Annotated in this window: 21 protein-coding genes; 11 read left to right on the top strand and 10 right to left on the bottom strand. The window is 72.3% G+C overall.

What is annotated here, in order from left to right:
• Positions 1-244 precede the first annotated feature (244 nt).
• The 3 genes from AC07FJ_RS10560 to AC07FJ_RS10550 all read left to right on the top strand — a co-directional run bounded on the left by AC07FJ_RS10560 (position 245) and on the right by AC07FJ_RS10550 (position 3,741).
• A complete protein-coding gene (locus AC07FJ_RS10560; RefSeq protein ID WP_479047483.1) occupies positions 245-1,615 on the top strand; it encodes a cation:dicarboxylate symporter family transporter in 1,371 nt (456 codons plus the stop codon).
• A gap of 164 nt (positions 1,616-1,779) precedes the next feature.
• A complete protein-coding gene (locus AC07FJ_RS10555; protein ID WP_479047480.1) occupies positions 1,780-2,967 on the top strand; it encodes a YncE family protein in 1,188 nt (395 codons plus the stop codon).
• A gap of 21 nt (positions 2,968-2,988) precedes the next feature.
• A complete protein-coding gene (locus AC07FJ_RS10550; RefSeq protein WP_479047477.1) occupies positions 2,989-3,741 on the top strand; it encodes a hypothetical protein in 753 nt (250 codons plus the stop codon).
• Positions 3,742-3,766: 25 nt separating this feature from the next.
• Here AC07FJ_RS10550 and AC07FJ_RS10545 read toward each other — a convergent pair whose 3' ends face one another.
• The 5 genes from AC07FJ_RS10545 to AC07FJ_RS10525 form a co-directional block, all read right to left on the bottom strand.
• Positions 3,767-3,994 (bottom strand): hypothetical protein, encoded by a 228-nt coding sequence (locus AC07FJ_RS10545; RefSeq protein WP_479047474.1) that lies wholly within the window; start codon positions 3,992-3,994, stop codon positions 3,767-3,769.
• A 405-nt stretch (positions 3,995-4,399) separates the two neighbouring features.
• Positions 4,400-4,816 carry a hypothetical protein gene (locus tag AC07FJ_RS10540; RefSeq protein ID WP_479047471.1) on the bottom strand — a complete coding sequence of 139 codons (417 nt, stop codon included), beginning with the start codon at positions 4,814-4,816 and terminating at the stop codon, positions 4,400-4,402.
• Positions 4,817-4,956: 140 nt separating this feature from the next.
• A complete protein-coding gene (locus AC07FJ_RS10535; protein ID WP_479047468.1) occupies positions 4,957-5,397 on the bottom strand; it encodes an N-acetyltransferase family protein in 441 nt (146 codons plus the stop codon).
• 35 nt (positions 5,398-5,432) lie between these two features.
• Entirely contained in the window at positions 5,433-6,311 is an 879-nt protein-coding gene (locus tag AC07FJ_RS10530) for an aldo/keto reductase (protein ID WP_479047465.1), read from the bottom strand.
• Positions 6,308-7,195, bottom strand: coding sequence for an NAD-dependent epimerase/dehydratase family protein (locus AC07FJ_RS10525; protein WP_479047462.1), 888 nt, complete (start codon positions 7,193-7,195; stop codon positions 6,308-6,310). Before AC07FJ_RS10525 ends, AC07FJ_RS10530 begins: the two co-directional genes overlap by 4 nt.
• 45 nt (positions 7,196-7,240) lie before the next feature.
• Here AC07FJ_RS10525 and AC07FJ_RS10520 point away from each other — a divergent pair, with 45 nt between their 5' ends.
• The 4 genes from AC07FJ_RS10520 (at position 7,241) to AC07FJ_RS10505 (ending at position 10,864) form a co-directional block, all read left to right on the top strand.
• Positions 7,241-7,753, top strand: a complete 513-nt coding sequence (locus AC07FJ_RS10520) for an Lrp/AsnC family transcriptional regulator (protein WP_479047459.1) — start codon at positions 7,241-7,243, stop codon at positions 7,751-7,753.
• Between the two features lie 29 nt (positions 7,754-7,782).
• Positions 7,783-8,169 (top strand): MerR family transcriptional regulator, encoded by a 387-nt coding sequence (locus AC07FJ_RS10515; protein WP_468284915.1) that lies wholly within the window; start codon positions 7,783-7,785, stop codon positions 8,167-8,169.
• Positions 8,166-8,483 (top strand): thioredoxin, encoded by a 318-nt coding sequence (gene trxA, locus AC07FJ_RS10510; RefSeq protein ID WP_479047456.1) that lies wholly within the window; start codon positions 8,166-8,168, stop codon positions 8,481-8,483. Before AC07FJ_RS10515 ends, trxA begins: the two co-directional genes overlap by 4 nt.
• 158 nt (positions 8,484-8,641) lie before the next feature.
• Positions 8,642-10,864: a HelD family protein gene (locus AC07FJ_RS10505; protein ID WP_479048298.1), complete on the top strand. Its 2,223-nt coding sequence runs from the start codon at positions 8,642-8,644 to the stop codon at positions 10,862-10,864.
• On the opposite strand, the gene glgB is transcribed toward AC07FJ_RS10505, so the two are convergent.
• The 5 genes from glgB to AC07FJ_RS10480 all read right to left on the bottom strand — a co-directional run bounded on the left by glgB (position 10,851) and on the right by AC07FJ_RS10480 (position 19,997).
• The gene (gene glgB, locus AC07FJ_RS10500; RefSeq protein ID WP_479047453.1) at positions 10,851-13,103 is read right to left on the bottom strand and encodes a 1,4-alpha-glucan branching enzyme; all 2,253 of its coding nucleotides are present in this window, start codon (positions 13,101-13,103) and stop codon (positions 10,851-10,853) included. The two genes, AC07FJ_RS10505 and glgB, sit on opposite strands and share 14 nt — an antisense overlap.
• A gap of 82 nt (positions 13,104-13,185) precedes the next feature.
• Entirely contained in the window at positions 13,186-14,565 is a 1,380-nt protein-coding gene (locus AC07FJ_RS10495; RefSeq protein ID WP_479047450.1) for a maltokinase N-terminal cap-like domain-containing protein, read from the bottom strand.
• A gap of 374 nt (positions 14,566-14,939) precedes the next feature.
• On the bottom strand, positions 14,940-16,736 hold the full coding sequence (treS, locus tag AC07FJ_RS10490) for a maltose alpha-D-glucosyltransferase (RefSeq protein WP_361418817.1): 1,797 nt from the start codon (positions 16,734-16,736) through the stop codon (positions 14,940-14,942).
• A complete protein-coding gene (locus AC07FJ_RS10485) occupies positions 16,733-18,718 on the bottom strand; it encodes an alpha-1,4-glucan--maltose-1-phosphate maltosyltransferase (RefSeq protein ID WP_479048295.1) in 1,986 nt (661 codons plus the stop codon). Before AC07FJ_RS10485 ends, treS begins: the two co-directional genes overlap by 4 nt.
• Positions 18,719-19,031: 313 nt before the next feature.
• Entirely contained in the window at positions 19,032-19,997 is a 966-nt protein-coding gene (locus tag AC07FJ_RS10480; protein ID WP_479047447.1) for an SDR family oxidoreductase, read from the bottom strand.
• A gap of 117 nt (positions 19,998-20,114) precedes the next feature.
• Here AC07FJ_RS10480 and AC07FJ_RS10475 point away from each other — a divergent pair, with 117 nt between their 5' ends.
• The 4 genes from AC07FJ_RS10475 (at position 20,115) to AC07FJ_RS10460 (ending at position 25,735) form a co-directional block, all read left to right on the top strand.
• A complete protein-coding gene (locus tag AC07FJ_RS10475) occupies positions 20,115-21,080 on the top strand; it encodes an AraC family transcriptional regulator (RefSeq protein ID WP_468284931.1) in 966 nt (321 codons plus the stop codon).
• A gap of 218 nt (positions 21,081-21,298) precedes the next feature.
• The gene (locus tag AC07FJ_RS10470; protein WP_479047444.1) at positions 21,299-22,750 is read left to right on the top strand and encodes a 4-hydroxyphenylacetate 3-hydroxylase family protein; all 1,452 of its coding nucleotides are present in this window, start codon (positions 21,299-21,301) and stop codon (positions 22,748-22,750) included.
• A 301-nt stretch (positions 22,751-23,051) separates the two neighbouring features.
• Positions 23,052-24,464, top strand: a complete 1,413-nt coding sequence (locus AC07FJ_RS10465) for an MFS transporter (RefSeq protein ID WP_479047442.1) — start codon at positions 23,052-23,054, stop codon at positions 24,462-24,464.
• Positions 24,465-24,532: 68 nt separating this feature from the next.
• Entirely contained in the window at positions 24,533-25,735 is a 1,203-nt protein-coding gene (locus tag AC07FJ_RS10460) for a monodechloroaminopyrrolnitrin synthase PrnB family protein (RefSeq protein WP_479047439.1), read from the top strand.
• Positions 25,736-25,742: the final 7 nt, after the last annotated feature.

Here is a 25,742-nt window from a genome sequence, read left to right as displayed (position 1 = left end):
CGGCGAGGCTGCGCGGGCGCGGGCTCGGGCGCGTGCGGCTGCGCGGGCGGCTGTGGGGGCGGGGTACGCCGGGTACGCGGGGTACGCGGGGTCTGCGCATGGCGGTAAGTCTGCCTGGCGGGAAAACGCGGCCGGAATCGTATGAACGAAAGGTACGCAACGGTGACCGCGGCCACCGGGTGAGAGATGGTCTCCGGGATCTGATCCAGCAGGGACAGGTCCGAAGGGACGGCTCCACCGGGACGTGGAGCGACTCACCGAGGAGGGACCCGTGGCCGCACGCCGGGACCGTACCCACTATCTGTATCTGGCCGTCATCGGGGCGGTCGTGCTCGGCATCATCGTGGGCTTCGCCGCCCCCGGGGTGGCCGTCGAGCTCAAGCCGCTCGGCACCGGCTTCGTGAATCTGATCAAGATGATGATCTCGCCGATCATCTTCTGCACGATCGTGCTGGGCGTCGGCTCGGTACGCAAGGCGGCCAAGGTGGGCGCGGTCGGCGGACTGGCGCTGGGCTACTTCATGGTCATGTCGACCGTGGCCCTCGCCATCGGCCTGCTCGTCGGGAACCTGCTGGAGCCGGGCGCCGGACTGCACCTGACGGACGCGGCGCGCCAGGCCGGCGAGAAGCAGGCGGCGGGCGCGAGCGAGGGCACGGTGGACTTCCTCCTCGGCGTGATCCCCAAGACGCTGGTCTCCGCCTTCACCGAGGGCGAGGTCCTCCAGACGCTGCTGGTCGCGCTGCTCGCGGGCTTCGCGCTCCAGGCGATGGGCCGGGCGGGCGAGCCGGTGCTGCGCGGGATCGGGCACATCCAGCGGCTGGTCTTCCGGATCCTCGCCATGATCATGTGGGCGGCTCCGGTGGGCGCCTTCGGCGCGATCGCCGCCGTGGTCGGCGAGACCGGCGTCGACGCCCTGAAGTCGCTCGCCGTCATCATGATCGGCTTCTACCTCACCTGCACGCTCTTCGTCTTCGTCGTCCTCGGCCTGCTGCTGCGGCTGGTGGCGGGCGTGAACATCCTGGCGCTGCTGAAGTACCTGGGGCGCGAGTTCCTGCTGATCCTGTCGACCTCGTCGTCGGAGTCGGCGCTGCCGCGGCTCATCGCCAAGATGGAGCACCTGGGCGTGAGCAAGCCGGTCGTCGGCATCACCGTGCCGACGGGCTACTCCTTCAACCTGGACGGCACCGCGATCTACCTGACCATGGCGTCGCTCTTCGTCGCGGAGGCGATGGGCAACCCGCTCTCGGTCGGCGAGCAGGTCTCGCTCCTCGTCTTCATGATCATCGCCTCGAAGGGCGCGGCGGGCGTGACCGGCGCGGGCCTGGCCACGCTGGCCGGCGGCCTCCAGTCGCACCGCCCCGAACTGGTCGACGGCGTCGGGCTCATCGTCGGCATCGACCGCTTCATGAGCGAGGCCCGCGCGCTGACGAACTTCGCGGGGAACGCGGTCGCGACGGTGCTGGTCGGCACCTGGACGAAGGAGATCGACAAGGCCCGGGTGGCGGAGGTCCTCGCGGGGCGGGTGCCGTTCGACGAGCAGACGCTGGTGGACGACCACGGGCCGGCGGCGGACGCGCCGGAGGCCCCGGAGGAGCGGGAGCCGGTCAAGGTCTGAGCGGAGCCGGTCAAGGTCTGAGCGGAGTCGGGACACCGCGCGCGAGCGGCCTCCGGAGGGAGGGCGCCTCCCGCGCGGTTTCCGTTTCCCGGGCTTACCGCCGGTAACGGAAACGTGTCATCGTGGTGCCGAGCAATTTGGCATGCCCATGAAGGGATGGTCCGATGTCGCGTCTCCCCACCCTGCTCGCCCTCACCCTCACGCTCGCCCTGGGCTCCGTGACCACCTCCACCGCCACGGCGGCCGAACGGCCCCTCCGGGACGTCGTGCTCGTCGGCAACAGCGCCGACGGCACCGTCAGCTTCCTCGACTCCCGCACGTACGAGAACCTCGGCTCGCTCGACGTCGTCCCCGACCTCGACGAGGTCCTGGGCGGCATGGGGCCCCTGCGCCGCGCCGCGTACGAGATCGTCAAACAGCAGGCAGGGGGCGACAAGTTCGTCGACGACGCCCACCTCTCGCCCGACGGCCGCACCCTGTACGTCTCGCGCGGCAACCTCGGCGACGCCGCCGCGTACGAGATCGCCACCGGCCGCCAGCTCTGGCGCACGCACCTCGACGGCCTCAAGGCCGACCACGCGGCGCTCTCGGCGGACGGCTCCACCTTCGTCGTCTCGGCCATCACGGCCGCCAAGACCCAGACCCTGGACACCGCGACCGGCCGCATCACCGGCGAGTTCCCGACCGGGACGTACCCGCACGAGAACATGTACTCGCCCGACGGCAGCCGCATCTACAACATGTCCATCGGCGTCACCTCCCTGCCCAAGGCCCTCGACGGCCTCAAAGGCGCCAAGCAGGTGACCGTCGCCGACGCCAGGACGCTGAAGGTGCTGCGCACGTACACCTTCGACAAGGGCGTCCGCCCGGCGGTCATCACGCCCGACGAGAAGACGATGTACGCCCAGCTCTCGTACCTCAACGGCTTCATCGAGTACGACCTCGTCGCCGGCCGCACCGTCCGCACGGTCCAGATGCCGTTCAGCGCGGCGGGCGCGGCCCTCAAGCCCGACGACTACCCGCAGAACTCCGCCCACCACGGCATGGCGATGAACGGCACCCACGACAAGCTCTGCATGGCCGGCACCATCGACGACTACACCGCCGTCGTCTCCCGTCCCTCCCTCACCACCGACGGCTTCGTCCACTACGAGCCGGGCGCCCTCCCGTACTGGGCCGTCACCGCCCCCGGCGGCACCCACTGCTTCGTCACGCTCTCGAACCGCGACGAGGTCTCCGTCGTCGACTACCGCACGGCCAAGGAGGTCGCCCGCGTGAAGGTCGGCGACTACCCGCAGCGCGAGCGCGCGGGGAAGGTCGCGGAGGACGCCCTGCCGGGGCTCCGCCGCTAGGCCCGTCGTAGCCTCGGGGCCATGAGCGAGGACGCCGGTTTCCGGGTGGGCGACGTACTGAAGGTCGCCTGCCCGTTCGTGGAGACGCGGGTGAAGGACCTGAAGTGGGACTACCTGTCGGTCCCCTGGCCCTGGTGGGAACGGGACCTGGACAGTGAGTTCGTCCACTGGAACGGCATCGTCGCCCTGGGGCTGGACGCGCGCACCCGCGTCTGGGACGAGATGGAGCTGTTCCGCACCGACCCGGCTCCGCAGTTCCTGGAGCCGGGAGACGCGTGCCGGGTGGGGGTGCCGCCGACCCTGGTCCATGTGACGGCGATCGACCACTTCGACCCACCGCAGGAGACCGGCTGGCTGCCCCGCCCGCACCTCGCCGTATCGGTGCTGCCCCGGGGCCTGTCCTACCGCGAGTATCCGGACAGGAGCCATCTCAACGGCACGGGGTACGAACTGCACCCGGACAACGGCATCCCGTTCACCTTCGAGCTGCTGTTCCGCCCGTACGCGTTCCTCCACCCCGGCGACGAAGTCGCCGACGCCGCCGGGCGGGCCTGGCGGTACGACGGCCCCTGGGACTGGCACGCCTTCGACGGCGCGCCGCACTCCGAGGTCCCCGAGTGGCCACTGGCGCTCCTCACCCGCGACGGCTCACCGTGCGCGCCGGAAGCGGCGGAGGAGGTGACCCGCGCGACGGGGACCGGCTCGCACCGGGAGACCCTGCGGCACTGGACGGACCTTACGGGGGCGAGCCCCACCCCGGCGGGGTGTTCTTGACGCGCACGGGGGCGACGCGCGTCGGCTACGGAACGGGGAACCTCCACTGGTAGGCGTCGTGCTCCTGGCAGGGGTCCAGGAGCAGCGTCGCTCCCTCGTGGGTCAGGCATTCCTCGGCCCACCTCTTGCTTTCGGCGAGCCGGTTGTGCAGCCGGTAGAAGCCGTCCGGGCGGGACTCCAGCCTCCAGGAGGAGTTGTAGTCGCCGCAGTTCCAGCTCCCCACGATCTTCCGCTGGTGGTGGTCCACCCCCATGCCCAGACAGGTGTTCTCGTGCGGGGGGGATGTCGAAGCGGACGTAGCCGTCGGAATAGCGCGACATCCTCCACTCCGACGCGCCCCTCTCACATCGGTCCAAGACGACCCGCACGGTGGCTGGAGTGAACACGACGCAGGGGGCGTCGCCGCCACCGGACCGGGCCGTCAGCTTTCCACCCGCCGTCTCGATCAGGGCCGGGGCCCCCGGATCGGCCGGCGCGTTCCGCTCACCGCCGGAATCCGCCAGCAGCACGAGCAGGGCGAGCACGGCGACCACGGTGGAGAAGGCCCGGGCGGGAGCCACGTGGACGTTGTACTGGTCCCTGGCCGCCTGATGGACGCGCCCGTTGCCGGATGCCGTGGCCTCCTGGCGCACGGACGGCTGCCGCTCGTCGGTGCTCATCAACCGAAGTTGATCTGATTGTTCACGGCTTGGTTGATGCGGCCGTTGTCGCGGGCCTCGGCGTACATCTCCACGTACTGGGCCCGCTGCCCGGCCGGAAGGTGGGGCAGGAGCTGATCGGCCACCAGCCGGCGCAGCTCATCGGCGACCTCCTCGCCCCCGGAACTCAGCAGCCGGTGCAGCCGGCTCTCCCACTCCGCCCGCAGGCGGCGCAAGGCCTCCTCGTCACCGCTCCCGTGGGCGGCGAGAACCCGCCGTCGGTCCTCCTCCAAGTCCTCGCCCACCGCCTCGGCCCGCCCGGGGTGCACCCGCTGCCACAGCGCCGTCATCCCGCGCACCGCCTGCCCCCACGCGTCCGTCGCCATGGCACCCACTAACGCGGTGCTGGCGGTCGCTGCGATCACCGCGATGTCCATGCGCTACCCACCTTTCGCCTGACGCCCATCGGCTCTGCGCCGTGCCCTTCGAGGCGCGTCCATCGTCCCGCACGGCAACCGGATCGCGGCCTGCTTTCCGTCATCCAGCGCGGCACGGCGGCGGGGGAGCGGACGCCGGTTCAGGTCAGCCGCAGGTCGATCCACGGGATGGTGTCCCCCGGCAGCAGGTAGCGCTCCGTCTCCACGAACCCGTGCTTCAGCGCGAACCGGAGCCCGTCCTCGTTGGACGCCAGCACGCACGTCTCGACCACCTCGGCCCCGAGCTCCCGCGCCCGCTCCAGCCCGCGCGCGTACAGCTCCTCCCCGAACCCCCGCTGCCGGTAGGCGGCGAGCACCCGCGCGATCACGGTGGCCGTCACCGAGTCCGCCTCGGGCGGGCGCACGGTGCTGCACCCGATGAGCTCCCCACCGAGGTAGGCGACTTCGAGACGGTGGCGCCGCGCCCGTTCCCGTACGTCGTCGAGGGAGAGGTGGTGCGTCGGGATGACCGTGTTGTGGACGTGCTGCCAGTCCGAGAACGCGGCGTCACCGCGGGGCTGTTCGAAGCGAAGGTCAGACATCAGGTCAGGAAACCACAGCGGTCACCACCCCCTCCCTACCCCAGCAGCGCCAGCTCCGCCTCCTCCAGCACCAGGCCCGCCGCGGCCGCCGAGGAGCGGGCCGATTCCGGGCGGCTCGCGCCCGGGATGGGGATGACCGCGGGGGACCGGGCCAGGGACCAGGCGAGGGCCACCTGCTGGGGGGTCACGCCCCGAGCCGCGGCCACCTCGTGGAAGGCGGCCAAGCGCGGGTCCGGGGACTGGGAGGAGGACGGGCCGTCCAGGGAGCTGCGGGAGAGACCGCCGAGGGGGCTCCAGGGGAGGAAGGCGAGGCCCAGTTCGGTGCAGAGCCGCAGCTCGGGCTCGCTGTCGCGGACGGCGGGGGAGTAGCGGTTCTGCACGGAGACCAGCCGGTCGCCGAGGATCTCGTGGGCGAGGCGGATCTGCGCGGTGTCGGCGTTGGAGACGCCGGCCAGGCGGATCGTGCCCGCGTCCAGCAGGTCGCGCAGCGCGCCGAGTGACTCGGCGTACGGCACCGCGGGGTCCGGCTTGTGCAGCTGGTAGAGGCCGATCGCCTCGACGCCGAGGCGCCGGGCCGACGCCTCGGCGGCGCGGCGCAGGTGCGCGGGGTCGCCGTCGACGGTCCAGCCGCCGTCGGGGGTCCGGCCCCGGCCGCCCTTCGTGGCGACGAGCACGTGATCGGTGGGGGCGCCGTACGCCGCGAGGGCGCGGGCCACCAGCCGCTCGCCGTCGCCGGGCTCACCGTCCAGCGGCGCGTGGTACGAGTCGGCCGTGTCGATGAGCGTGGTCCCCGCGTCCAGCGCCGCGTGGATCGTCGCGATGGCCCGCGCCTCGTCGGGATGGCCCTCGATGGACAGGGGCATCGCGCCCAGGCCGACGGCCCCGACCTCGATGTCGCCGATGGTCCGCTTCATACCGCAACGCCTCCCAGCGTCTCGTCGATCGCCTGCTCCAGCCAGTCGCCGGTGTGGCGGAAGGTGAACCCGAGCCGCGTGGCGCGGGAGTTGTCCATGGGGTACGCGCGCCGGAAGGAGAGCGGCGACACCTCGCCCACCTCCACCTCCTGGAACACGGTCCGGCCACCGACCCGCGCCTCCACCGCCGCGCAGAGGGCGGCGGTGGTGAGGGGGCCGTGCGAGGCGGCGTTCACCGGGCCGGTGAAGACGGCCTCGGCCGCCCACGCCAGGAAGTCGGCGGCCTCGTCCACGTGGAGGTACGTCGCCGGGCGGTCGCGTACGGGCACGGCGATGGGCTCGCCGCGCCGGACGCGCTCCGTGTAGTGGGCGAGGCGCCCCGTGAAGTCGTCGGCGCCGCCCAGCACATGGGCCAGGCGCACGGCGGCGTACGGCGGGAAGTCCGGGTCCCGCGCGAAGACCGCCTCCGCCTGCCGCTTACCCTCGCCGTAGGGCAGGTGCTCCGCGCCGAGGTCGACGGGCACGGTGAGCGGGTCCACCGCCTCCTCGCGCACCGGCGTGACCGCGTCCTCGTCCGCGTACACCTCGACCGTCGACGTCAGGACGTACCGCCGGGTGCGCGGGCCGAGGACGCGGCGGGCGATGTCGGCCTGGCGCGGGGTGTAGCAGACCTGGTCGACGACCACATCGAAGGAGAGCGCGCCGAGCGCCTTTCCCAGGGCCATTTCGTCGTCGCGGTCGGCGACGATATGGCGGACCCCGGCGGGCGGCGGCGCGGAAAGGCCGCGGTTGACGACGGTCACGTCGTGCCCGGCCGCCGACAGGAGCCGAATGAGGCGCTTTCCGAAATACCGGCTGCCGCCGATCACGCATATGCGAAGCATGTGATCAAGTGTTACGTTGGCCGGTCGCAGTCTGAAGGGGGAAACATGGGACATCCGGCCGTCGTACCGAAAGAACAACGGCATCCGCGCCCCGCCGCCAACGAAACCGCGGCAGCCGGTTTCGACCAGGTCGACCGGCAGATCCTGGAGCTCGTCCAGACCGACGGCCGCATCAAGTTGAGCGAGCTCGGCCGCCGGGTCCGCCTCAGCCCGGCGGCCGTCGCCGACCGGGTGCGGCGGCTGGAGGCGTGCGGGGCCATCACCGGCTACGGCGCCCATGTCTCCCCGGCCCGCCTCGGGTACGGCATCCAGGCGTTCATCCGCGTCAACCCGCACGGCGGCTACACCTTCAAGCACCCGCGGACGCTGGAGCTGCTCACCCGCCCGGAGATCCTGGAAGCCCACCACGTGGTCGGCGAGGACTGCTGGATCCTCAAGGTGGCGGTGACGGACACGGTCCACCTGGAGGACGTGCTGGAGCAGACGTCGGCGCTGGGCCGGACCACCACCTCCGTCGTGCTGTCGTCACCGGTGCCCCGTAAACCCCTCTTGCCTTGACGCCGACGTCAAGGCCTACGTTCGAGGGCATGCGAATCGGCGAGCTCGCTCGGCGCGCGGGAACGACCACGCGCACCCTGCGGTACTACGAATCCCGGGGCCTGCTCCCCGCCCGGCGGGCGGAGAACGGCTACCGCACGTACGACGAGACCGACCTGCGGCTGCTCCAGCAGATCCGCACGCTCCAGGACTTCGGGTTCGACCTGGAGGAGACGCGGCCGTTCGTCGACTGCCTGCGCGCCGGGCATCCGGCCGGGGACGCCTGTCCGGCGTCGCTCGACGTCTACCGCCGCAAGCTCGCCGAGCTCGACGGCCTGATCGGCCAGTTGCAGTCGATCCGCGCCGAGGTCGCCGCCCGGCTCACGCTGGCGACCGAAACGCCCGAACCACGCTGCGAATTCGGAGGTACCCCATGATCGAGGTGACGGACGCGGAGTTCGGTACGGAGGTCCTGTCGGCGGACCGCCCGGTCCTGGTGAAGTTCACCGCGACCTGGTGCGGCCCCTGCCGCCAGCTCGCCCCGGTGCTGAAGGAGATCTCCGCCGAGGAGGCCGACCGGCTGAAGGTGGTCGAGATCGACGTCGACACCAACCCGGGGACGGTGTCGCGGTACGCGGTGCTGTCGACGCCGACGCTGATGGTCTTCGACGGCGGTGAGCCGGTGCGCTCGATGGTCGGCGCCCGCCCGAAGCGGCGGCTGCTGCAGGAGCTGGAGGACGTGCTGGCCTGAACGGCCCTCACCGCATACGGAAAAGCCCCGGTCCGCAATGGCGGCCGGGGCTCTTTCTCGCGTATATTTGATGGTTCGCATGCGCGCATGAAGAAGCGCACGCGGAAGTCGAATAAGCGAACTCTATCGCAGCAGGAGTCGAATTGTCAACCGAGGACATGCGGAAAGAGCAGCGATTCATCACCGAGCTCTACGCGCGACTCGACCACCTGCGTGACCAGGCCGAGCGCGCCGTCCAGGCCGCCCTCAAGGACCGCGGCAGCGGTTTCCAGGCGCGGCTGGAGCGGGACGTGCTCGTGGCCGAGCAGTCCGGGCTGCTCGCCGCCTTCGACGCCGGGGAGAACGGCCTCTGCTTCGGGCGGCTCGAATTCCGGGACGGGCGCGACCATCACATCGGGCGCATCGGCATCCGGGAGGACGACGAGGAGCGCACGCCGCTCGTCGTGGACTGGCGCGCCGACGTCGCCCGGCCCTTCTACCTCGCCACCGGCTACGAGCCCATGGGCCTCAAGCGCCGTCGGCACATCACCACCCGCGGGCGCGAGGTCACCGCGCTGCACGATGAGATCCTGGACCTGCACGACCCCACCCGCACCGGCCACGAGAACCCGGACGCCGACGCCGTGCTCCTCGCCGCGCTCGACGCCGCCCGCACCGGGCGGATGGGCGACATCGTCCAGACCATCCAGGCCGAGCAGGACCGCATCATCCGTGCCCCGCACCACGGCGTCCTCGTCGTCGAGGGCGGCCCCGGCACCGGCAAGACCGCCGTCGCGCTGCACCGCGCCGCGTACCTGCTCTACGCGTACCGCGAGCAGCTCGCCCGCCGCGCCGTCCTCATCGTCGGCCCCAACCCCGCCTTCCTCGGCTACATCGGCGAGGTGCTGCCCGCACTCGGCGAGACCGGCGTGCTGCTCGCCACCCTGGGCGAGCTCTTCCCCGGCGTACGGGCCACCGGCACCGACACCCCCGAGGCGGCCGAGATAAAGGGCCGCGCGAGCATGGCCGAGGTCCTCGCCCGGTACGTGCGCGACCAGCAGACGGTGCCGCCCACCGAGGCGCCGCTGGAGATCGACCACGACGACTACGGCACCCTCCTGCTCGACCGGAACACGGCCGAGGACGCCCGCTGGGACGCCCGCGCCACCGGCCTGCCGCACAACCTCGCCCGCCCGCGCTTCGCCTTCCGCGTCATCGACGCCCTCACCGAGCAACTCGCCGAGCGCCTCGGCGCCGACCCCTTCGGCGGCCCCAACCTCCTCGACGCCTCCGACATCACCCAGATGCGCAAGGAGATCGCCGCCAGCCCCCACATCCACGCCGCCATCGAGGAGCTGTGGCCCACGCTCACCCCGCAGCAGCTCGTCGCCCGCTTCCTCGCGGAGCCCGACGGCTACCTCCCGGACGGCGAGGCCGAGTTCGTCCGCCGGGAGGAGGGCGAGTGGACCGAGGCCGACGTACCGCTGCTCGACGAGGCCGCCGAGCTCCTCGGGCACGACGACACCGCCGAGCGCGCCGCCGCCGAGCGCGAGCGCAACCTGCGCATCGCGTACGCGCAGGGCGTGCTCGACGTGGCGTACGCCTCCCGGACGTACGAGTTCGAGGACGAGGAGTCGGAGGTGCTCGGCGCCCACGACATCATCGACGCCGAGCGCTTCGCCGAGCGCCACGAGGAGGCCGACCACCGCAGCGCCGCCGAGCGGGCCGCGGCCGACCGCACCTGGGCGTTCGGGCACGTCATCGTGGACGAGGCGCAGGAGCTGTCCGCGATGGCGTGGCGGCTGCTGATGCGCCGCGTCCCCACCCACTCCATGACCCTGGTCGGCGACCCCGCCCAGACCGGCGACGCCGCCGGCTGCGGCTCCTGGCAGGAGATCCTCGACCCGTACGTGGGCGACCGCTACGAGCACGTACGCCTCGGCGTCAACTACCGCACCCCCGCCGAGATCATGGAGGTCGCGGCCCGGGTGCGCCGCGCCGAGGACCCCGACTTCGAGCCGCCGCGCTCGGTGCGCTCCACCGGCGTCCCGCCCTGGGAGACGGAGACCGACGACCTGCCGGGCGCGGTCGCCGGAGCCGTACGGCGCGAACTGCCCGCCGAGGGACGCCTCGCGGTCATCGCCCCGGCGGGACACCACGAGGCCCTGCGCGCGGCGCTGCCGGACGCCGCCCACGGGCCGGTGCCCGACCTCACCCGGCCCGTCGTCCTCCTCGAACCCCGGCAGGCGAAGGGCCTGGAGTTCGACACGGTGATCGTCGCCGACCCGGACGCCATCCGCGCCGCCGGGCCGCACGGCGTCAACGACCTCTACGTGGCGCTGACCCGCGCGACCCAGCGGCTGGGGATCGTCCGGACCGCCGGCAGCGTCACGCCGGCCTGAGGTAGACCGTCGCGAGCGGCGGCAGCGTGAGGCGGATGCCGTCGTGCTCCGCCTCCCGCTGCACCGGCGCGGCGCTGCGCACGTCGCTGCCGCCGTACTGCGCCGCGTCCGTGTTGAGGACCTCCGTCCAGGCGGAGACCCCTTCCGGCGTCCACAGCCGGTAGGCGTCGCGCACCACCGGCGAGAAGTTGCTGACGGCCAGCAGCGGCTCGCCCTTGGCGTCGTACCGCAGGAACGCGAAGACGTTGTCGTCCGCCGCGTCGCCCAGCACCCACTGGAAGCCCTCCGGGACGGTGTCCCGCTCCCACAGCGCGGGCGTCGCGGTGTACACGCGGTTCAGGTCGCGCACCAGGTCGCGTACGCCCCGGTGGTCGCCGGCCGAGTGGTAGTCGTCCGCCAGCAGCCACCACTCGGGGCCGTGCGCCTCGGACCACTCGGCGCCCTGGGCGAACTCCTGGCCCATGAAGAGCAGCTGCTTGCCGGGGTGCGCCCACATGAAGCCCAGGTAGGCCCGGTGGGTGGCGCGCCGCTGCCACCAGTCGCCGGGCATCTTCGTCACCAGGGCCTGCTTGCCGTGCACGACCTCGTCGTGCGAGATCGGCAGGACGTAGTTCTCGCTGTACGCGTACACCATCGAGAACGTCATCTCGTTGTGGTGGTACTTGCGGTGCACCGGCTCCTTGGAGACGTACACCAGCGAGTCGTGCATCCAGCCCATGTTCCACTTCAGGCCGAAGCCCAGCCCGCCGCTGTCGGTGGGGCGGGTGACGCCCTCCCAGGCGGTGGACTCCTCGGCGATCGTGACGACGCCCGGGCAGCGGCGGTAGACGGTGGCGTTCATCTCCTGGAGGAAGGAGACCGCGTCGAAGTTCTCCCGGCCGCCGTACTCGTTGGGCGCCCATTCGCCGCCCTCGCGCGAGTAGTCGAGGTACAGCATCGAGGCGACGGCGTCGACGCGCAGCCCGTCGATGTGGAACTCCTCGCACCAGTACACGGCGTTCGCGACGAGGAAGTTGCGGACCTCGGTGCGGCCGTAGTCGAACTCGAGCGTCCCCCAGTCCGGGTGCTCGGCCCGCCGCGGGTCCGGGTGCTCGTACAGCGGGGTGCCGTCGAAGCGGGCCAGCGCCCAGTCGTCCTTCGGGAAGTGGGCCGGCACCCAGTCCACCAGCACGCCGATCCCGGCGCGGTGGCAGGCGTCCACGAAGTACTTGAAGTCGTCGGGTGTGCCGAGGCGGGCCGTGGGCGCGTAGTACGAGGTGACCTGGTAGCCCCACGACGGGCTGTACGGGTGCTCGGCGACCGGCATCAGCTCCACGTGCGTGAAACCGAGCTCCTTGACGTACGCGGGCAGCTCCTCGGCCAGCTCCCGGTAGGTCAGCCCCGGGCGCCAGGACGCCAGGTGCACCTCGTAGACCGAGAAGGGCGCCTCGTGGACCGGGCGGTCGCCGCGGTGCGCCATCCACGCGTCGTCCTGCCACTCGTAGTGCGAGGCGGTGACGATGGACGCGGTCTCCGGCGGGCACTGGGTGCGCCGCGCCATCGGGTCCGCGCGCAGCGAGCAGCGGCCGTCGGGGCCCGTGACGGCGAACTTGTACAGGGCCCCTTCGCCGAGGCCCGGCACGAACAGCTCCCACACGCCGGTGGCGCCCAGCGACCGCATGGGCAGGCCGGTGGCCTCGTCCCAGTAGTTGAACTCCCCGACCAGCCGCACCCCGCGCGCGTTCGGCGCCCACACCGTGAAGCGCGTGCCCTCCGTGCCCTGATGGGTCATCGGGTGCGCGCCCAGCGCCGTCCACAGCTGCTCGTGCCGGCCCTCGCCGATCAGGTGCAGGTCCAGCTCACCCAGCGAGGGAAGGTAGTGGTACGGGTCGTCGACCTCGACGACGCCCGACTCGTACGTCACCAGGAGCCGGTACTCCGGGACCTCCGAGAGCGGCAGCACGCCGGAGAAGAGCCCGTCGCCGTCGTCGTGGAGCTCGGTGCGGGACCCGTCGGCGGCCACGAGCACGGTCACGCCGGCCGCGTACGGGCGCAGCGCCCGGATCGCGACGCCGCCGTCGACCGGGTGCGCGCCCAGCAGCGCGTGCGGGTCGTGGTGCTCCCCGGCGAGCAGCCGCCCCCGGTCGGCGGCATCGAGGGGCGCGGGGACGACGCCGTCCGCGCCCGCGCGGGGCCTGGGCGTGGCGCCGGGCGGCGGTGTGGGCAGGGCGGTGGCCTCCCCGACGGGGGTCTGCTTCACGGGCCGGGGCTTCTGGGCTGCCGGATTGCGGGTCGGACGACGGGGGGTCACGGGACAGGGCCTCCTCGAAGGCGTCAGGGCGTCAGGGGGTGGGCTGTGCGGCCAGACGGCGGATCGCCGCCATCGGGACCGGGAGCCAGTCGGGCCGGTGCCGGGCCTCGTAGAGGACCTCGTACACCGCCTTGTCCGTCTCGTACGCGCGCAGCAGCGCGGGCTCGTCGCGCGGGTCGGTGCCGGAGGCCTCGGCGTAACCGGTGCAGTAGGCGTCGCGGCAGCGCTCCGCCCAGTCCGGGTTCCAGGGGCGGTAGGAGCGGGCCGCGTAGTCGAAGGAGCGCAGTATCCCGGCCACGTCGCGGACGGGCGGCTGCGGGCGGCGGCGCTCGGCGAGCGGCTTCGCGGGCTCGCCCTCGAAGTCGATCACCGACCAGTCGCCGTCCTCCGTGCGGAGCGTCTGGCCCAGGTGGAGGTCGCCGTGCACCCGCTGCGCGCGCCAGGTGACGTCCTCGGCGGCGAGCTTGCCGACCGCGTCGAAGGCGGCCCGCAGACCGGGCACGAACGGCAGGAGCGCCGGCACCGCCTGGGCGGCGGCGTCGAGGCGGCGGGTCATCTGGATGGCGAGGTTCTCGGTCTGCGGGCGGCCGAGCGCGACGGTCGGCAGGGCGTCGGCGAGCGCGGTGTGCACCTCGGCGGTGGTCCGGCCCAGCGCACGCGCCTCGGCGGTGAAGTCCCGCCCGGCGGCGAGCGCGTCCAGCGCCAGCTGCCAGCCGTCCTGGGAGCCGCGCAGATACGGCTGGAGTACGCCGAGGGTGCTGGCCTCCGGGTGGTTGTTGACGGTCTCGTACCAGGCGACGGGCGCGGGGACCCGCCCGCAGCCGGCGCGGGCGAGCGCCAGTGGCAGCTCCAGGTCCGGGTTGGCGCCCGACCAGATCCGGCGGAAGACCTTCAGGATGTAGGCGTCACCGTAGACGAGGGAGGAGTTCGACTGCTCGGCGTCGAGGACGCGCGGCGCGAGCCCGTCCGGGATCCCCACCGTGCGCGAGAAGCGCAGCGGGCCCATGGGGCCGGGTGTGCGCAATCGTTCCAGCAGCAGCGAGGCGAGGCGCGGGTCGCTCAGCCCCTCGTACACCGTGCGTCCGGCGAGCGGCCCGTCGGTCACGCGGCCGATGAGGGCGGGGGCCAGCTGCGGCGGCAGATGGGTCCGTACGCCGAGGAGCAGCTGGTAGCAGTCGGCCTGCGCCGAGGGCGCGAGGCCGGGCTGCTGGACGCGCACGAGCAGGTGCAGCAGGCCGGGGCCCGTGGTGTCGACCCGGAGCAGCTCGGTGGCGGACACCAGGGTGAAGCCGGTGACGGGGCGTCCCTTCCCGGCGAACCAGCGCTGCCTCGGCAGCCATTCGTGGAGCAGGGGCACCAGGGAAGGGAGTAGGGCGACCGGTGCCCGGGCGGTGGATGCGGTCTCCGACATGGCAGCGCGTCCTTTCCCCGGGCACTACAGAATGCACAGAACGTGCAGAGTGTCCCGGAATGCGGCGATTGCTGTCCGGCTGTGCGGGACGTGTCGGGCGGGGATGGTCCGGATAGACCCGTCGACGTATGAGGGGGAGAGTTCCCAGGGCGGCCCATCGGAAACGCCCGACCGGAAGGAACCGTCCCGCCTTTGGCCGGAGCCTTGCGGAGCGGATATGCCCCCTCGGTATGCCGCCCGCGCGAGGGACGGGCGGCCGCCGTCCAAGCCCGTTACGCCGTTGCGGTGACGCCTTGTGGGCGGGCCTCCGTGATGCCGTCGGCGGCCCTTCGTGACGTCGTTGGCGGGCCCGGTGGGGGACCGCCAACGGGGAGTCAGCTCGCCGCGGCCCGCGGGCCCGTCGGCCCCTGCGCCGCCGGCTTCGGGGCCGTCGCCTGTGCGGCGCCCGGCTTGATGGACTTCGCCGACTTCTGGACCATGTCCTTCCGCAGCCGGAACCAGTAGAAGCCGTGGCCCGCCAGGGTGAGCAGGTACGGCCACTCGCCGATCGCCGGGAAGCGCACCCCGCCGATCAGCTCCACCGGGTGCATGCCGTTGAACAGGCGCAGGTCCAACTCCGTCGGCTGCGGGAAGCGCGAGAAGTTGTGCACGCACATCACCAGGTCGTCGCCGTACTCCCGCAGGAAGGCGAGGACCGCCGGGTTGGACGACGGCAGCTCGGTGTAGGAGCCGAGGCCGAAGGCCGGGTTCTGCTTGCGGATCTCGATCATCCGCTTGGTCCAGTGCAGCAGCGACGACGGCGAGGCCATGGACGCCTCGACGTTCGTGACCTGGTAGCCGTAGACCGGGTCCATGATGGTCGGCAGGTACAGCCGCCCGGGGTCGCAGGAGGAGAAGCCCGCGTTGCGGTCGGGCGTCCACTGCATGGGCGTGCGCACGCCGTCGCGGTCGCCGAGCCAGATGTTGTCGCCCATGCCGATCTCGTCGCCGTAGTAGAGGATCGGCGAGCCGGGCAGGGACAGCAGCAGCGCGGTGAACAGCTCGATCTGGTTGCGGTCGTTGTCGAGCAGCGGGGCGAGCCGCCGCCGGATGCCGATGTTGGCGCGCATCCGCGGGTCCTTGGCGTACTCCGCGTACATGTAGTCGCGCTCCTCGTCGGTGACCATCTCCAGGGTCAGCTCGTCGTGGTTGCGCAGGAAGATGCCCCACTGGCAGTTCGCCGGGATCGCCGGCGTCTTGGCCAGGACTTCGGAGACGGGGTAGCGCGACTCGCGGCGCACCGCCATGAAGATGCGCGGCATCACCGGGAAGTGGAACGCCATGTGGCACTCGTCGCCGCCGGCGGCGTAGTCGCCGAAGTAGTCGACGACGTCCTCGGGCCACTGGTTGGCCTCGGCGAGCAGCACGGTGTCGGGGTAGGCCGCGTCGATCTCCTTGCGCACCCGCTTGAGGAAGGCGTGCGTCGCCGGGAGGTTCTCGCAGTTCGTGCCCTCCTGCTGGTACAGGTACGGCACGGCGTCCAGGCGGAAGCCGTCGATGCCCAGGTCCAGCCAGAAGCGCAGCGCCGACAGGATCTCCTGCTGCACGGCGGGGTTCTCGTAGTTCAGGTCCGGCTGGTGCGAGAAGAACCGGTGCCAGTAGTACTGCTTGCGCACCGGGTCGAAGGTCCAGTTGGACGTCTCGGTGTCGACGAAGATGATGCGGGCGTCCTGGAACTGCTTGTCGTCGTCGGCCCAGACGTAGTAGTCGCCGTACGGCCCGTCGGGGTTCGTGCGGGACTCCTGGAACCACGGGTGCTGGTCGCTGGTGTGGTTCATCACGAAGTCGATGATCACCCGCATGCCGCGCTGGTGGGCGGCGTCGACGAACTCGACGAAGTCGGCCAGGTCGCCGAACTCCGGCAGGACGGACGTGTAGTCCGAGACGTCGTAACCCCCGTCGCGCAGCGGCGACTTGAAGAAAGGCGGCAGCCACAGGCAGTCGACCCCGAGCCACTGCAGGTAGTCCAGCTTGGCCGTGATGCCCTTGAGGTCGCCGACGCCGTCGCCGTTGCTGTCCTGGAAGGAGCGGACGAGCACCTCGTAGAAGACGGCTCGTTTGAACCAGTCGGGGTCGCGGTCCTTGGCGGGGGTGTCCTCGAAGGTGTCGTGGACGGGCTCGTTGACGATCATGATGTGGGTGACCCTCCGATCGGCGGGGACGGTCGCAGGACGAGGATGTGCGCGGGCGTGACGCCCGGTTCCAGGCGCACATAGTTGGCCCTGCCCCAGTGATAGGTCTCGCCGGTGAGCTCGTCGCGCACCGGTACGGTCTCGTGCCAGTCGAGGCCGAGCTCCGGCATGTCCAACGAGACCGTCGCCTCGTGGGTATGGTGCGGGTCGAGGTTGACGACCGTCAGAACAATGTTCGAGCCCGACCGCTTGCTGTAGGCGATCACCGCGTCGTCGTCCACCTGGTGGAAGTGGATCGAGCGCAGTTGGCGCAGCGCCGCGTTGCGCCGCCGGATCCGGTTGAGCGCGGTGATCAGCGGGGTGATCGTCCGCCCCTCGCGCTCCGCCGACTCCCAGTCGCGCGGCCGCAGTTCGTACTTCTCCGAGTCGAGGTACTCCTCGCTGCCCTCGCGCAGCGGGGTGTTCTCGCACAGCTCGTACCCGGCGTACACGCCCCACGTCGGCGACATCGTCGCCGCGAGCACCGCCCGCGCCTCGAAGGCGGGCCGGCCGCCGTGCTGGAGGTAGGCGTGCAGGATGTCCGGGGTGTTCACGAAGAAGTTCGGCCGCATGTAGGCGGCCGCGTCACCGGACAGCTCCGTCAGGTACTCGGTGAGCTCCTGCTTGCTGTTGCGCCAGGTGAAGTACGTGTACGACTGGTGGAAGCCGACCGCCGCGAGCGTGTGCATCATCGCCGGGCGGGTGAAGGCCTCCGCCAGGAAGAGCACGTCCGGGTCGGTGCGGCGGATGGAGGCGATGACCTTCTCCCAGAAGACCACCGGCTTGGTGTGCGGATTGTCGACGCGGAAGATGCGCACGCCGTGGGCCATCCAGTGCCGCAGCACGCGCAGCGTCTCGCGGACGATGCCCCGCATGTCCTGGTCGAAGGCGATCGGATAGATGTCCTGGTACTTCTTCGGCGGGTTCTCGGCGTACGCGATGGTGCCGTCGGCCCGGTGGTGGAACCACTGCGGCCGCTTGCGCACCCACGGGTGGTCCGGCGAGCACTGGAGCGCGAAGTCCAGCGCGACCTCCAGGCGCAGCTCGCGGGCGCGCGCCACGAAGGCGTCGAAGTCCTCCAGGGTGCCGAGGTCCGGGTGGATCGCGTCGTGGCCGCCCTCGGGCGAGCCGATCGCCCACGGCACGCCGACGTCGTCCGGGCCGGCCGTGAGGGAGTTGTTGGGGCCCTTGCGGTGCGTGGTGCCGATGGGGTGGATCGGCGGCAGGTACACCACGTCGAAGCCCATCGCGGCGATCGCCGGCAGCCGCTCGGCCGCGGTGCGGAAGGTGCCGGAGACCAGCCGGCCGTTCTCGAAGCGGGCCCCCTCGGAGCGCGGGAACATCTCGTACCAGGAACCGAAGAGCGCCCGCTCCCGCTCCACGAGGAGCGGCAACGGGCGCGAGGAGGTGACCAGTTCGCGCAGTGGGTGCCGGGACAGGGCGTCCACGGCCTCCGGCGCGAGGGCGGCCCGCCACCGCTCCTGGGGTGAGCGCCGCGCGTCCCGCAGCGCGTCCACCACCGCGAGCACCGCCTCGCGGCCCTCGCTCTTCGGTACGCCCTCGGCGGCGCGCTCGTGCAGGGCCGCGCCCTCCGCCAGGACGAGCTCGGTGTCGAGGCCCGCCGGGATCTTGATCGAGGCGTGGTGGCGCCAGGTGGCGACCGGGTCGCTCCACGCCTCGACCCGATAGGACCAGCGGCCCTCGGCCGTCGGAGTGACCTCGGCGCCCCAGCGGTCGGTGCCGGGCGCGAGTTCGCGCATCGGCGTGAAGGGGCCCTCGTGGCCGGCCGGGTCCGTCAGGACGACGTTGGCGGCCACGGCGTCGTGGCCTTCGCGGAACACGGTGGCCGTAACCTGAAAGGTTTCACCGACCACCGCCTTGGCTGGCCTTCTGCCACAGTCGACCAGAGGGCGGACATCGAGGACGGGAATGCGACCAATCAGCGAGTTCACGGCATCACCTGAGGGTTGCGTACGGGGTATCGCTCTTTGTAGCTGCTCCGTTGACGAGTGGCGGGGCGCAGGCATCACCGCTCCTGTCCGGGTTCACTCGGGTGGGCGGGTACCGCAGGAGCCTTCCCACACCCTTCGGGTGGGCAATCCGGCGCGTTGTTAACTACTCCGGTGTAACAGGGAAACGGGAAACCGGCCCCGTATGGTTGATTTCGGGACCGGTTGGCCGGATTCCGTCGAATGGGTGACGAGAAGCCGTCGAGAAGCCGTCGAGGAGCTGGTGGAGGCCGGTGGGAAGCCGTCCTCACGCCCGCGACTGGGCGTTGTGCTCCTCCGGGTCGTTGGCCCACACCTGCCACGGCTGCCGGCTGACCCACTCGTCCACCGGCGCCGACCGCAGCGACAACGCCCGCGCCGAAACGCCGTCGTCACCCGCCATCAGCGTCTCGTCCGTGCCCGACGCCATGTAGTGGTAGATGCCCGCCACGCCGGCCGCCGCGGCCGGACCGAGGACCGCCGCCAGACCCTGTTCGAAAGCGACCGGATCCAGCGCCTGGTAGCGCACCGGCCGGCCCAGGCCCCGCGCGAAGCACTGGGCCAGCTCCTCGCCCGTCAGCGTCCGCTCGCCGCCGACGTCGAACGTCCGGCCCTCCACGCCGTCCGCGGTGAGCGCCGCCAGCACCGCCTCCGCCAGGTCCCGGTGCGAGAGCCACGCCGTCGGCGTGTGCGCGGGCAGCGGGTAGGCCAGCACGCCGTCGTTCACCAGGGCGGGGCCGTTCCACGGGCTGAAGAGGTTGTCCAGGTAGACCGGCGGGCGCAGCACCACCAGCGGGACGCCGCTGTCGCGCAGCACCTCCTCGGTGATCCGCCGCGTCTCGAACGCCGCCACGTCGGTGGAGACCGACGGAACGCGGGTGTTGGCGTTGTAGACCAGGCGCCGCACCCCGGAGTCCAGGGCGGCCGCCGCGATGTTGCGCGCGTACCGGCGGACCCGCTGGGGCTCGTACACCAGCGGCATCGTCACCGCCGCGTGCGTCGCCCCGTCGAAGAGCTGCCGTACGTCCTCGGCGTCGGCCAGGTCACCGGAGGCGAAGGAGACGCCCGGCAGCGGCGGCCGGTCGCCCTCCGGGCGGCGGGTCAGCGTGCGGACGCGGTGGTGCCGCTCCGCCAGGAGACGGGCGATCGCGCCGCCCTGGAAACCGGTCGCCCCCACGACCGCGACCCGCATCGGCGCGGGTGTCTGCATGGGCTGGGAAAGGTGATCGGACATGTGCCTGAAGGGCCCTTCGATAGGGTGTCTCTGCTGCCATGACGGCACTCCACAGGCTGGCGGCGACGGCTTTGGCCGATCAATTAACAAACCGGGGCGGGGGTTGAAGGATCGTCCATGGACACCGTACGCACCGCAAAAGCAGGTACCGACAGTGACGACCTCCTCAGCGAGCTGTTGCAGCCGCTGCGCCTGACCGGGGTCTTCGACAGCCGATGGCACGTCAGCGCCCCGTGGGCCATCGAGGGCGACGCCGAGCAGAGCTGCGCGGTCCTGCACTACATCGTCCAGGGCGGCTGCTGGATCACCGCCGAGGGCCAGGCGCCGCAGGAGCTGCACGCGGGGGACCTGGCCGTCTTCCCCACGGGCACGGCGCACCGCCTCGCCGACCGGCCCGAACGGCAGGGCGTGCCGCTCAAGGCGATGCTGCCCGAGCGGGTCCCCGGCACGTCCGGCGAGATCCGCATCTCCGGGGGCGGCCCGCAGAGCCGGCTGCTGTGCGCCGGACTGCACTACGACGCCAGCGCCGCGACCGGCCTGTACAAGGCGCTGCCCTGGGTGCTCGTGCTCGACCGCTCCCAGGTGGACCGGGAGCCGCTGCTGCGCGACACGCTGCGGCTGCTCGCCTCGCCGGACCGGCCCGTCGGCCCCGGGGACCGGCTGATCACCCTGCGCGCCTTCGAGATGGCCCTCGTCCTGGCGCTGCGGCCGCTGCTGCGCGAGTTCGCGGAGAACCCGGCCTCCCTGCCGGTGCTGCGGCACCCCGGGATCAGCCGGGCGCTGGTGATGATCGCGACGCGGTTCGCCGAGCCGTGGACCATCGAGTCCCTGGCCAAGGAGGTCGGCATGTCCCGCTCGGCCTTCACGGCCGCCTTCCGCGAGCTGGTGGGCGAGGCCCCCGCCCGCCATCTGACGGGGCGGCGGATGCAGGAGGCGGCGCGGCTCCTCGGCGAGACGTCACTGCCGCAGTCGGCCGTCCCCCAGCGCGTCGGCTACCAGAGCGCGGTCGGCTTCCACCTCGCGTTCCGCAAGTGGTTCGGCGTGACTCCGGGGGAGTACCGCTCGGGTGCGACGGCGGCGTGAGACGGCCCGCGTACGGCCGATGTGACCGGCCTGATCCCGACGGTACGGAGGCGTGAAATCGGCGGTTCGGTGGGGGGATATAAGCCGGATACCAGCCGGTATGGAGGTCAACGGCACTGGCAGGTTCTTAAGTGCGGCTGGACGGACGTTCATTGCCGCAGGCCGTTACGGCCAGACAGGCTCTGCTGCGGCAATGCCGTTACGCAAGAGGAGAACAGGTGACCAGGTCCGGTCAGGATTATCTGGCGTCGCTGCGCGACGGGCGCGAGATATGGCTCGACGGCGAGCGGGTGGAGGACGTCACCTCGCACCCCGCCTTCCGTAACACCGCGGCGTCGATCGCGCGGTTGTACGACCTGGCGAACGACTCCGAGCACACGCCCGTCCTCACCCAGGGCGGCGTCCACCGCGCGTACGCCATCCCGCGTTCGTACGAGGACCTCGTGGCCCGCCGGCGGGCGTACAAGGTGTGGGCGGAGGCGAGCTTCGGCTTCCTGGGCCGTACGCCCGACTACATGGCCGGCGGCGCGGCCGGCTTCGCCGCGGTGCCGGGGCTCTTCACGACGGACGAGTACGACGGCTCCGGCGCCGCCCTCGCCTACCACCGGCGGCTCGCCGAGGGCGACCTGTACCCGACCTTCACCATCACCAACCCGCAGATCGACCGCACCAAGTCGGCCTCCGAGCAGGAGGAGGACGACCTGGTGGTGCGGGTCGTCGCCGAGAAGGACGGCGGGATCGTGGTGCGCGGCGCCAAGATGATCGGCACCGCGGCCGTCTTCGGCAACGAGGTCATCGTCGGCACCATCGAACCGCTGGCCCCGCAGGACGTCGAGCACGCCGTCTGCTTCTCGATCCCGATCGACACCCCCGGGCTGAAGTTCCTCTCCCGCACCTCCTACGAGGCGCAGGCGCGCAGCGTCTTCGACAACCCGCTCTCCTCGCGCTTCGACGAGAACGACGCGCTGCTGGTCTGCGACGACGTCTTCGTGCCCTGGGAGCGGGTGCTCGCCTACCGGAACGTCGACGTGTCGTTCCGGATGTGGTGGCAGACGCCCGCCTACCTGAACTTCGTGCACCAGGCGGCCACCCGCTTCTGGACCAAGCTCGAGTTCCTGACGGGCGTCGCCATCCTGCTGACCAAGGCCAACAACACGTACCAGCTGCCGCCCGTCACCCAGGCGATCGGACGGCTGATGGGGCGGGTCGCGCAGGCGAAGGCGTTCGTGCTGGCCGCCGAGGCGTCGTACGAACAGGTCGACGGCGGGCGCGGCGGGGTGATGCCGGGCAAGGAGATCTCCTTCGCGCAGCGCATCATGGCCGGCGAGCTCTACCCGCAGACCGTCCAGGACATCAAGCTCCTCGCGGGCGGCGGCCTCATCCAGCTCCCCGCCTCCGGCGAGGACCTGCTCCACCCGGAGCTCGGCCCGCTGGTCCGCAAGTACATCCGCTCGCCCGGCACCCCGGCCGAGGAGCGGATCAAGCTGCTGAAGCTGGCGTGGGACGCGCTGGGCTCGGAGTTCGCCGGCCGCCACGAGCAGTACGAGCGCTTCTACCACGGCGCGCCGCACATCTACCTGATGCAGCAGGCCTGGGAGGGCGACACCGCCGCGTGCGAGTCCCTGGCGCAGGCTTGCCTGGACGGCTACGGGCTGGAGGCGTCCCAGTGACGCCGAGGTCGTCCCTCCCTTCGAGCCCTTCCCGCCCCTCGTGCCCGTCGTCGGCTCCCGTGGCGGTGGCCGCCGCCCGGCGGCCGTACCCGGACCCGGCCCCGCCCCCGGCCGGGGCGGCGGTGCCGCGCCCGTCGCGCTGCGCTCGGCGCTCGGCGCCCGCGGCGCGGCCCGCTGCCGCCCGGCCGGTCCCGGCGGCTTCGCGCCGGGTGGCCCGGGGTCGCGGTGCCGGGATGCCCGTCCCGGCGGCTTCGCGCCCGGGCGTGGGCGCGGGGCACGGCGTCGCGCGGGAGGTGCAGCGGTGAGCGGGACCCGGACGCGGCCGCTGCGCGGCGCGCTGGCGCTGCTCGCGGCCACGCAGTTGCTGCTGATCATGGACACGGCGATCGTCAACGTGGCGCTGCCGTCGATCGGCGAGGACCTCGGCTCCGGCTCCGCCGGGCTGTCGTGGGTCGCCAACGCCTACCTCATCACCTTCGGCGGCCTGCTCCTCCTGGGCGGGCGCACCGCCGACCTGCTCGGCCACCGGCGGCTGTTCGTCGCCGGGCTCGGGCTGCTCGCCGCCGCCTCCGCGGTGGGCGCGCTCGCCGGGTCGGCCGGGGCGCTCGTCGCCGCGCGGGCCGTGCAGGGCGTCGGCGCCGCGCTCGCCGCCGCCGCCGCGTTCGCGCTGCTGCTGATCCTCTTCCCGGACGGGCCCGCGCGGCACAAGGCGCTCGGCGCGTTCGCCGCGATGGGCGGGCTCGGCGGGGTGCTCGGCACCGTACTCGGCGGAGTCCTCACCGACCTGCTGGGCTGGCGCTCCACCTTCTGGCTGAACGTCGCCGTCGCCGGGCTCCTCGCGGTCCTCGCGCTCCGCCTCCTCGACGGCGGGACACGCGGCGCCGAACGCGGCTTCGACCTGCTCGGCGCGCTCACCGCCACCGGCGGCCTCGGCCTCGTCGCGTACGCCCTCGTCGGCCGCAGCCTCGCCGCGGGCGCGGCCGGGCTCGTCCTGCTGGCCGCCTTCGCGGTGCTGGAGACCCGCATCGCGCGGCCGCTCGTGCCGCCCGCCGTGCTCAAGAGGCCCACGCTGCGGCTCGCCAACGGCCTCAGCGCGCTCGCCCAGATGGCGCTGTTCCCGATGTTCTTCCTGGTGAGCCTGTACCTCCAGCGCGTGCTGGAACACTCCCCGCTGGGCGGCGGGCTCGGGCTGCTGCCGCTCTCCGTGGTCGTCGTCGTCACCGCCCCGCAGACGGGCCGGATCATCGGACGCCTCGGCCTGCGCGCCGCCACGACCCTCGGCTTCGTCCTCCTGCTCGCCGGCATGGTGTGGCTCGCCCTCGCCCTCAGCGCCGACGGCACCTTCTACACCACCGTCCTCGCACCCAGCCTCCTGCTGGGTGTCGCCCTGCCGCTGGTCATGGTCACCACCAACGTGGCCGCCACCGCCGAGGCCTCGCCCGCCGAGACGGGCCTGGCCTCCGGGCTCATCAACACCAGCCAGCAGTTCGGCTCCGTCCTGGGCCTCGCCGTCCTGGTGGCCGTCGCCACCGCCCGTACGGGCACGGCGGCGTCCGGCGCGGTGACCCCCGCCGCCGAGACGGCCGGCTTCCAGGCCGCCCTGCTCGTCGGCGCCGCCTTCGCGGCGGTGGCCGCACTGCTCTCCGTACGGCTGACCCCGCCCGCGCCCGTACCGGCGCCGCCACGCCAGGACCGGGTGGGTGACCTGCGGTAACCGCGCGGCCGCCTGACCACGCGGCCCGCCACCACCCCGACCCGAGACTGCCCGAGGGGGGCTTCCCGTTGACCTTGTACGACCTTGTCGCGCCCGGTCTGGACACCGTCGCCGAACCGCGCTACCGCATAGCCGAGATACGCGCGGCCGATCCACTCGGCGCCGATGCGCTGCTCGCCGCGCTCCCCGCGATGAACCGCGACGCCGACGTCCCGGCGCTCACCGTCGCCCTGCGCGCGCTCATCCCCGACCTCGACCGGGTCGCCGAATGGAGCGTCGTCGAGGCGCTCGCCGGGATGCGCGACATCGGCATGTTCCTCGGCTCGCTGAAACGTCACGGCACCGAACCCCTCGCCGCCGTGCCGGAGACGCTGCCCGTCCTGGAGGAGCTGGCCCGCCGCACCGACATGATCCCGCGCGACACCGTGCACCACTACACCACCTGGAACCCGCTCGGCCGGCGCCAGCGGATGTACACCGGCCACGAGATGGAGGCCCACCTCCAGGAGGCCGTCCGGATGGTCTTCCCCAGCCTCGTCGCCGCGCTCGACACCTGCGCGCAGCTCGCCCGGCTGGAACCGTACGACCCGGGCTTCGCCCTCGCACTGGACCGCACCGCACAGCACGTCCAGTCGATGGTCGACTCCATCGACTTCACCGTCGCCAACGTCTCGCCCGCCTTCTTCGCCCAGACGCTGCGCTCCTACTTCGAGGAGATCGACGTCGCGGGCCGCGACTACCTCGGCCCCGCCGCCGCGCAGGTCCCCCTGTGGCTGGTGGACCTGACGCTCTGGCAGTGCGACCGCTCCCAGCCGGCGTACGACACCTTCCTGGACGAGTCCGTCCAGTACAGCCTGCCGTCCTGGCGCGCCTTCTACGCGGCCCACAAGGGCGGCGTCTCCGCCGTCAGCAAGCTGTCCGCCGCCCTGAGCTGGGAGACCGTGCACCGGCTGCCGCCCCAGCTCATGGCCTCCGCCCGCTCGCTGGCCCGCGTGCTGCGCATCCTCAAGACGTTCCGCGCCCGGCACATCGGCATCGCGCGCAAGGCGTACAGCGACGAGCTGCGGCTGTACGACGAGGGCAGCGGCGGCGCCCCGGTGGCGCTGCTGCGCGAGGTCCTCGACCTGACCCGGGACAACGAGACGCTGGTGCGGCGCTCGGTCCAACCCCCGCGGGCGGCGGGCGCGCCCGCGGCCACCGCGCCCGCGGCGAACGCACCCGCGGCCGCGGCGCCCGCCGTCGCGCCGCACCGTCCCGCACCGGCCGCGTAAGAGGAGC

Source organism: Streptomyces sp. NPDC045998 (assembly GCF_056430285.1).
Note: the sequence above shows the minus strand (reverse complement) of the source record. Positions and strands in the feature narration are given on the sequence as shown.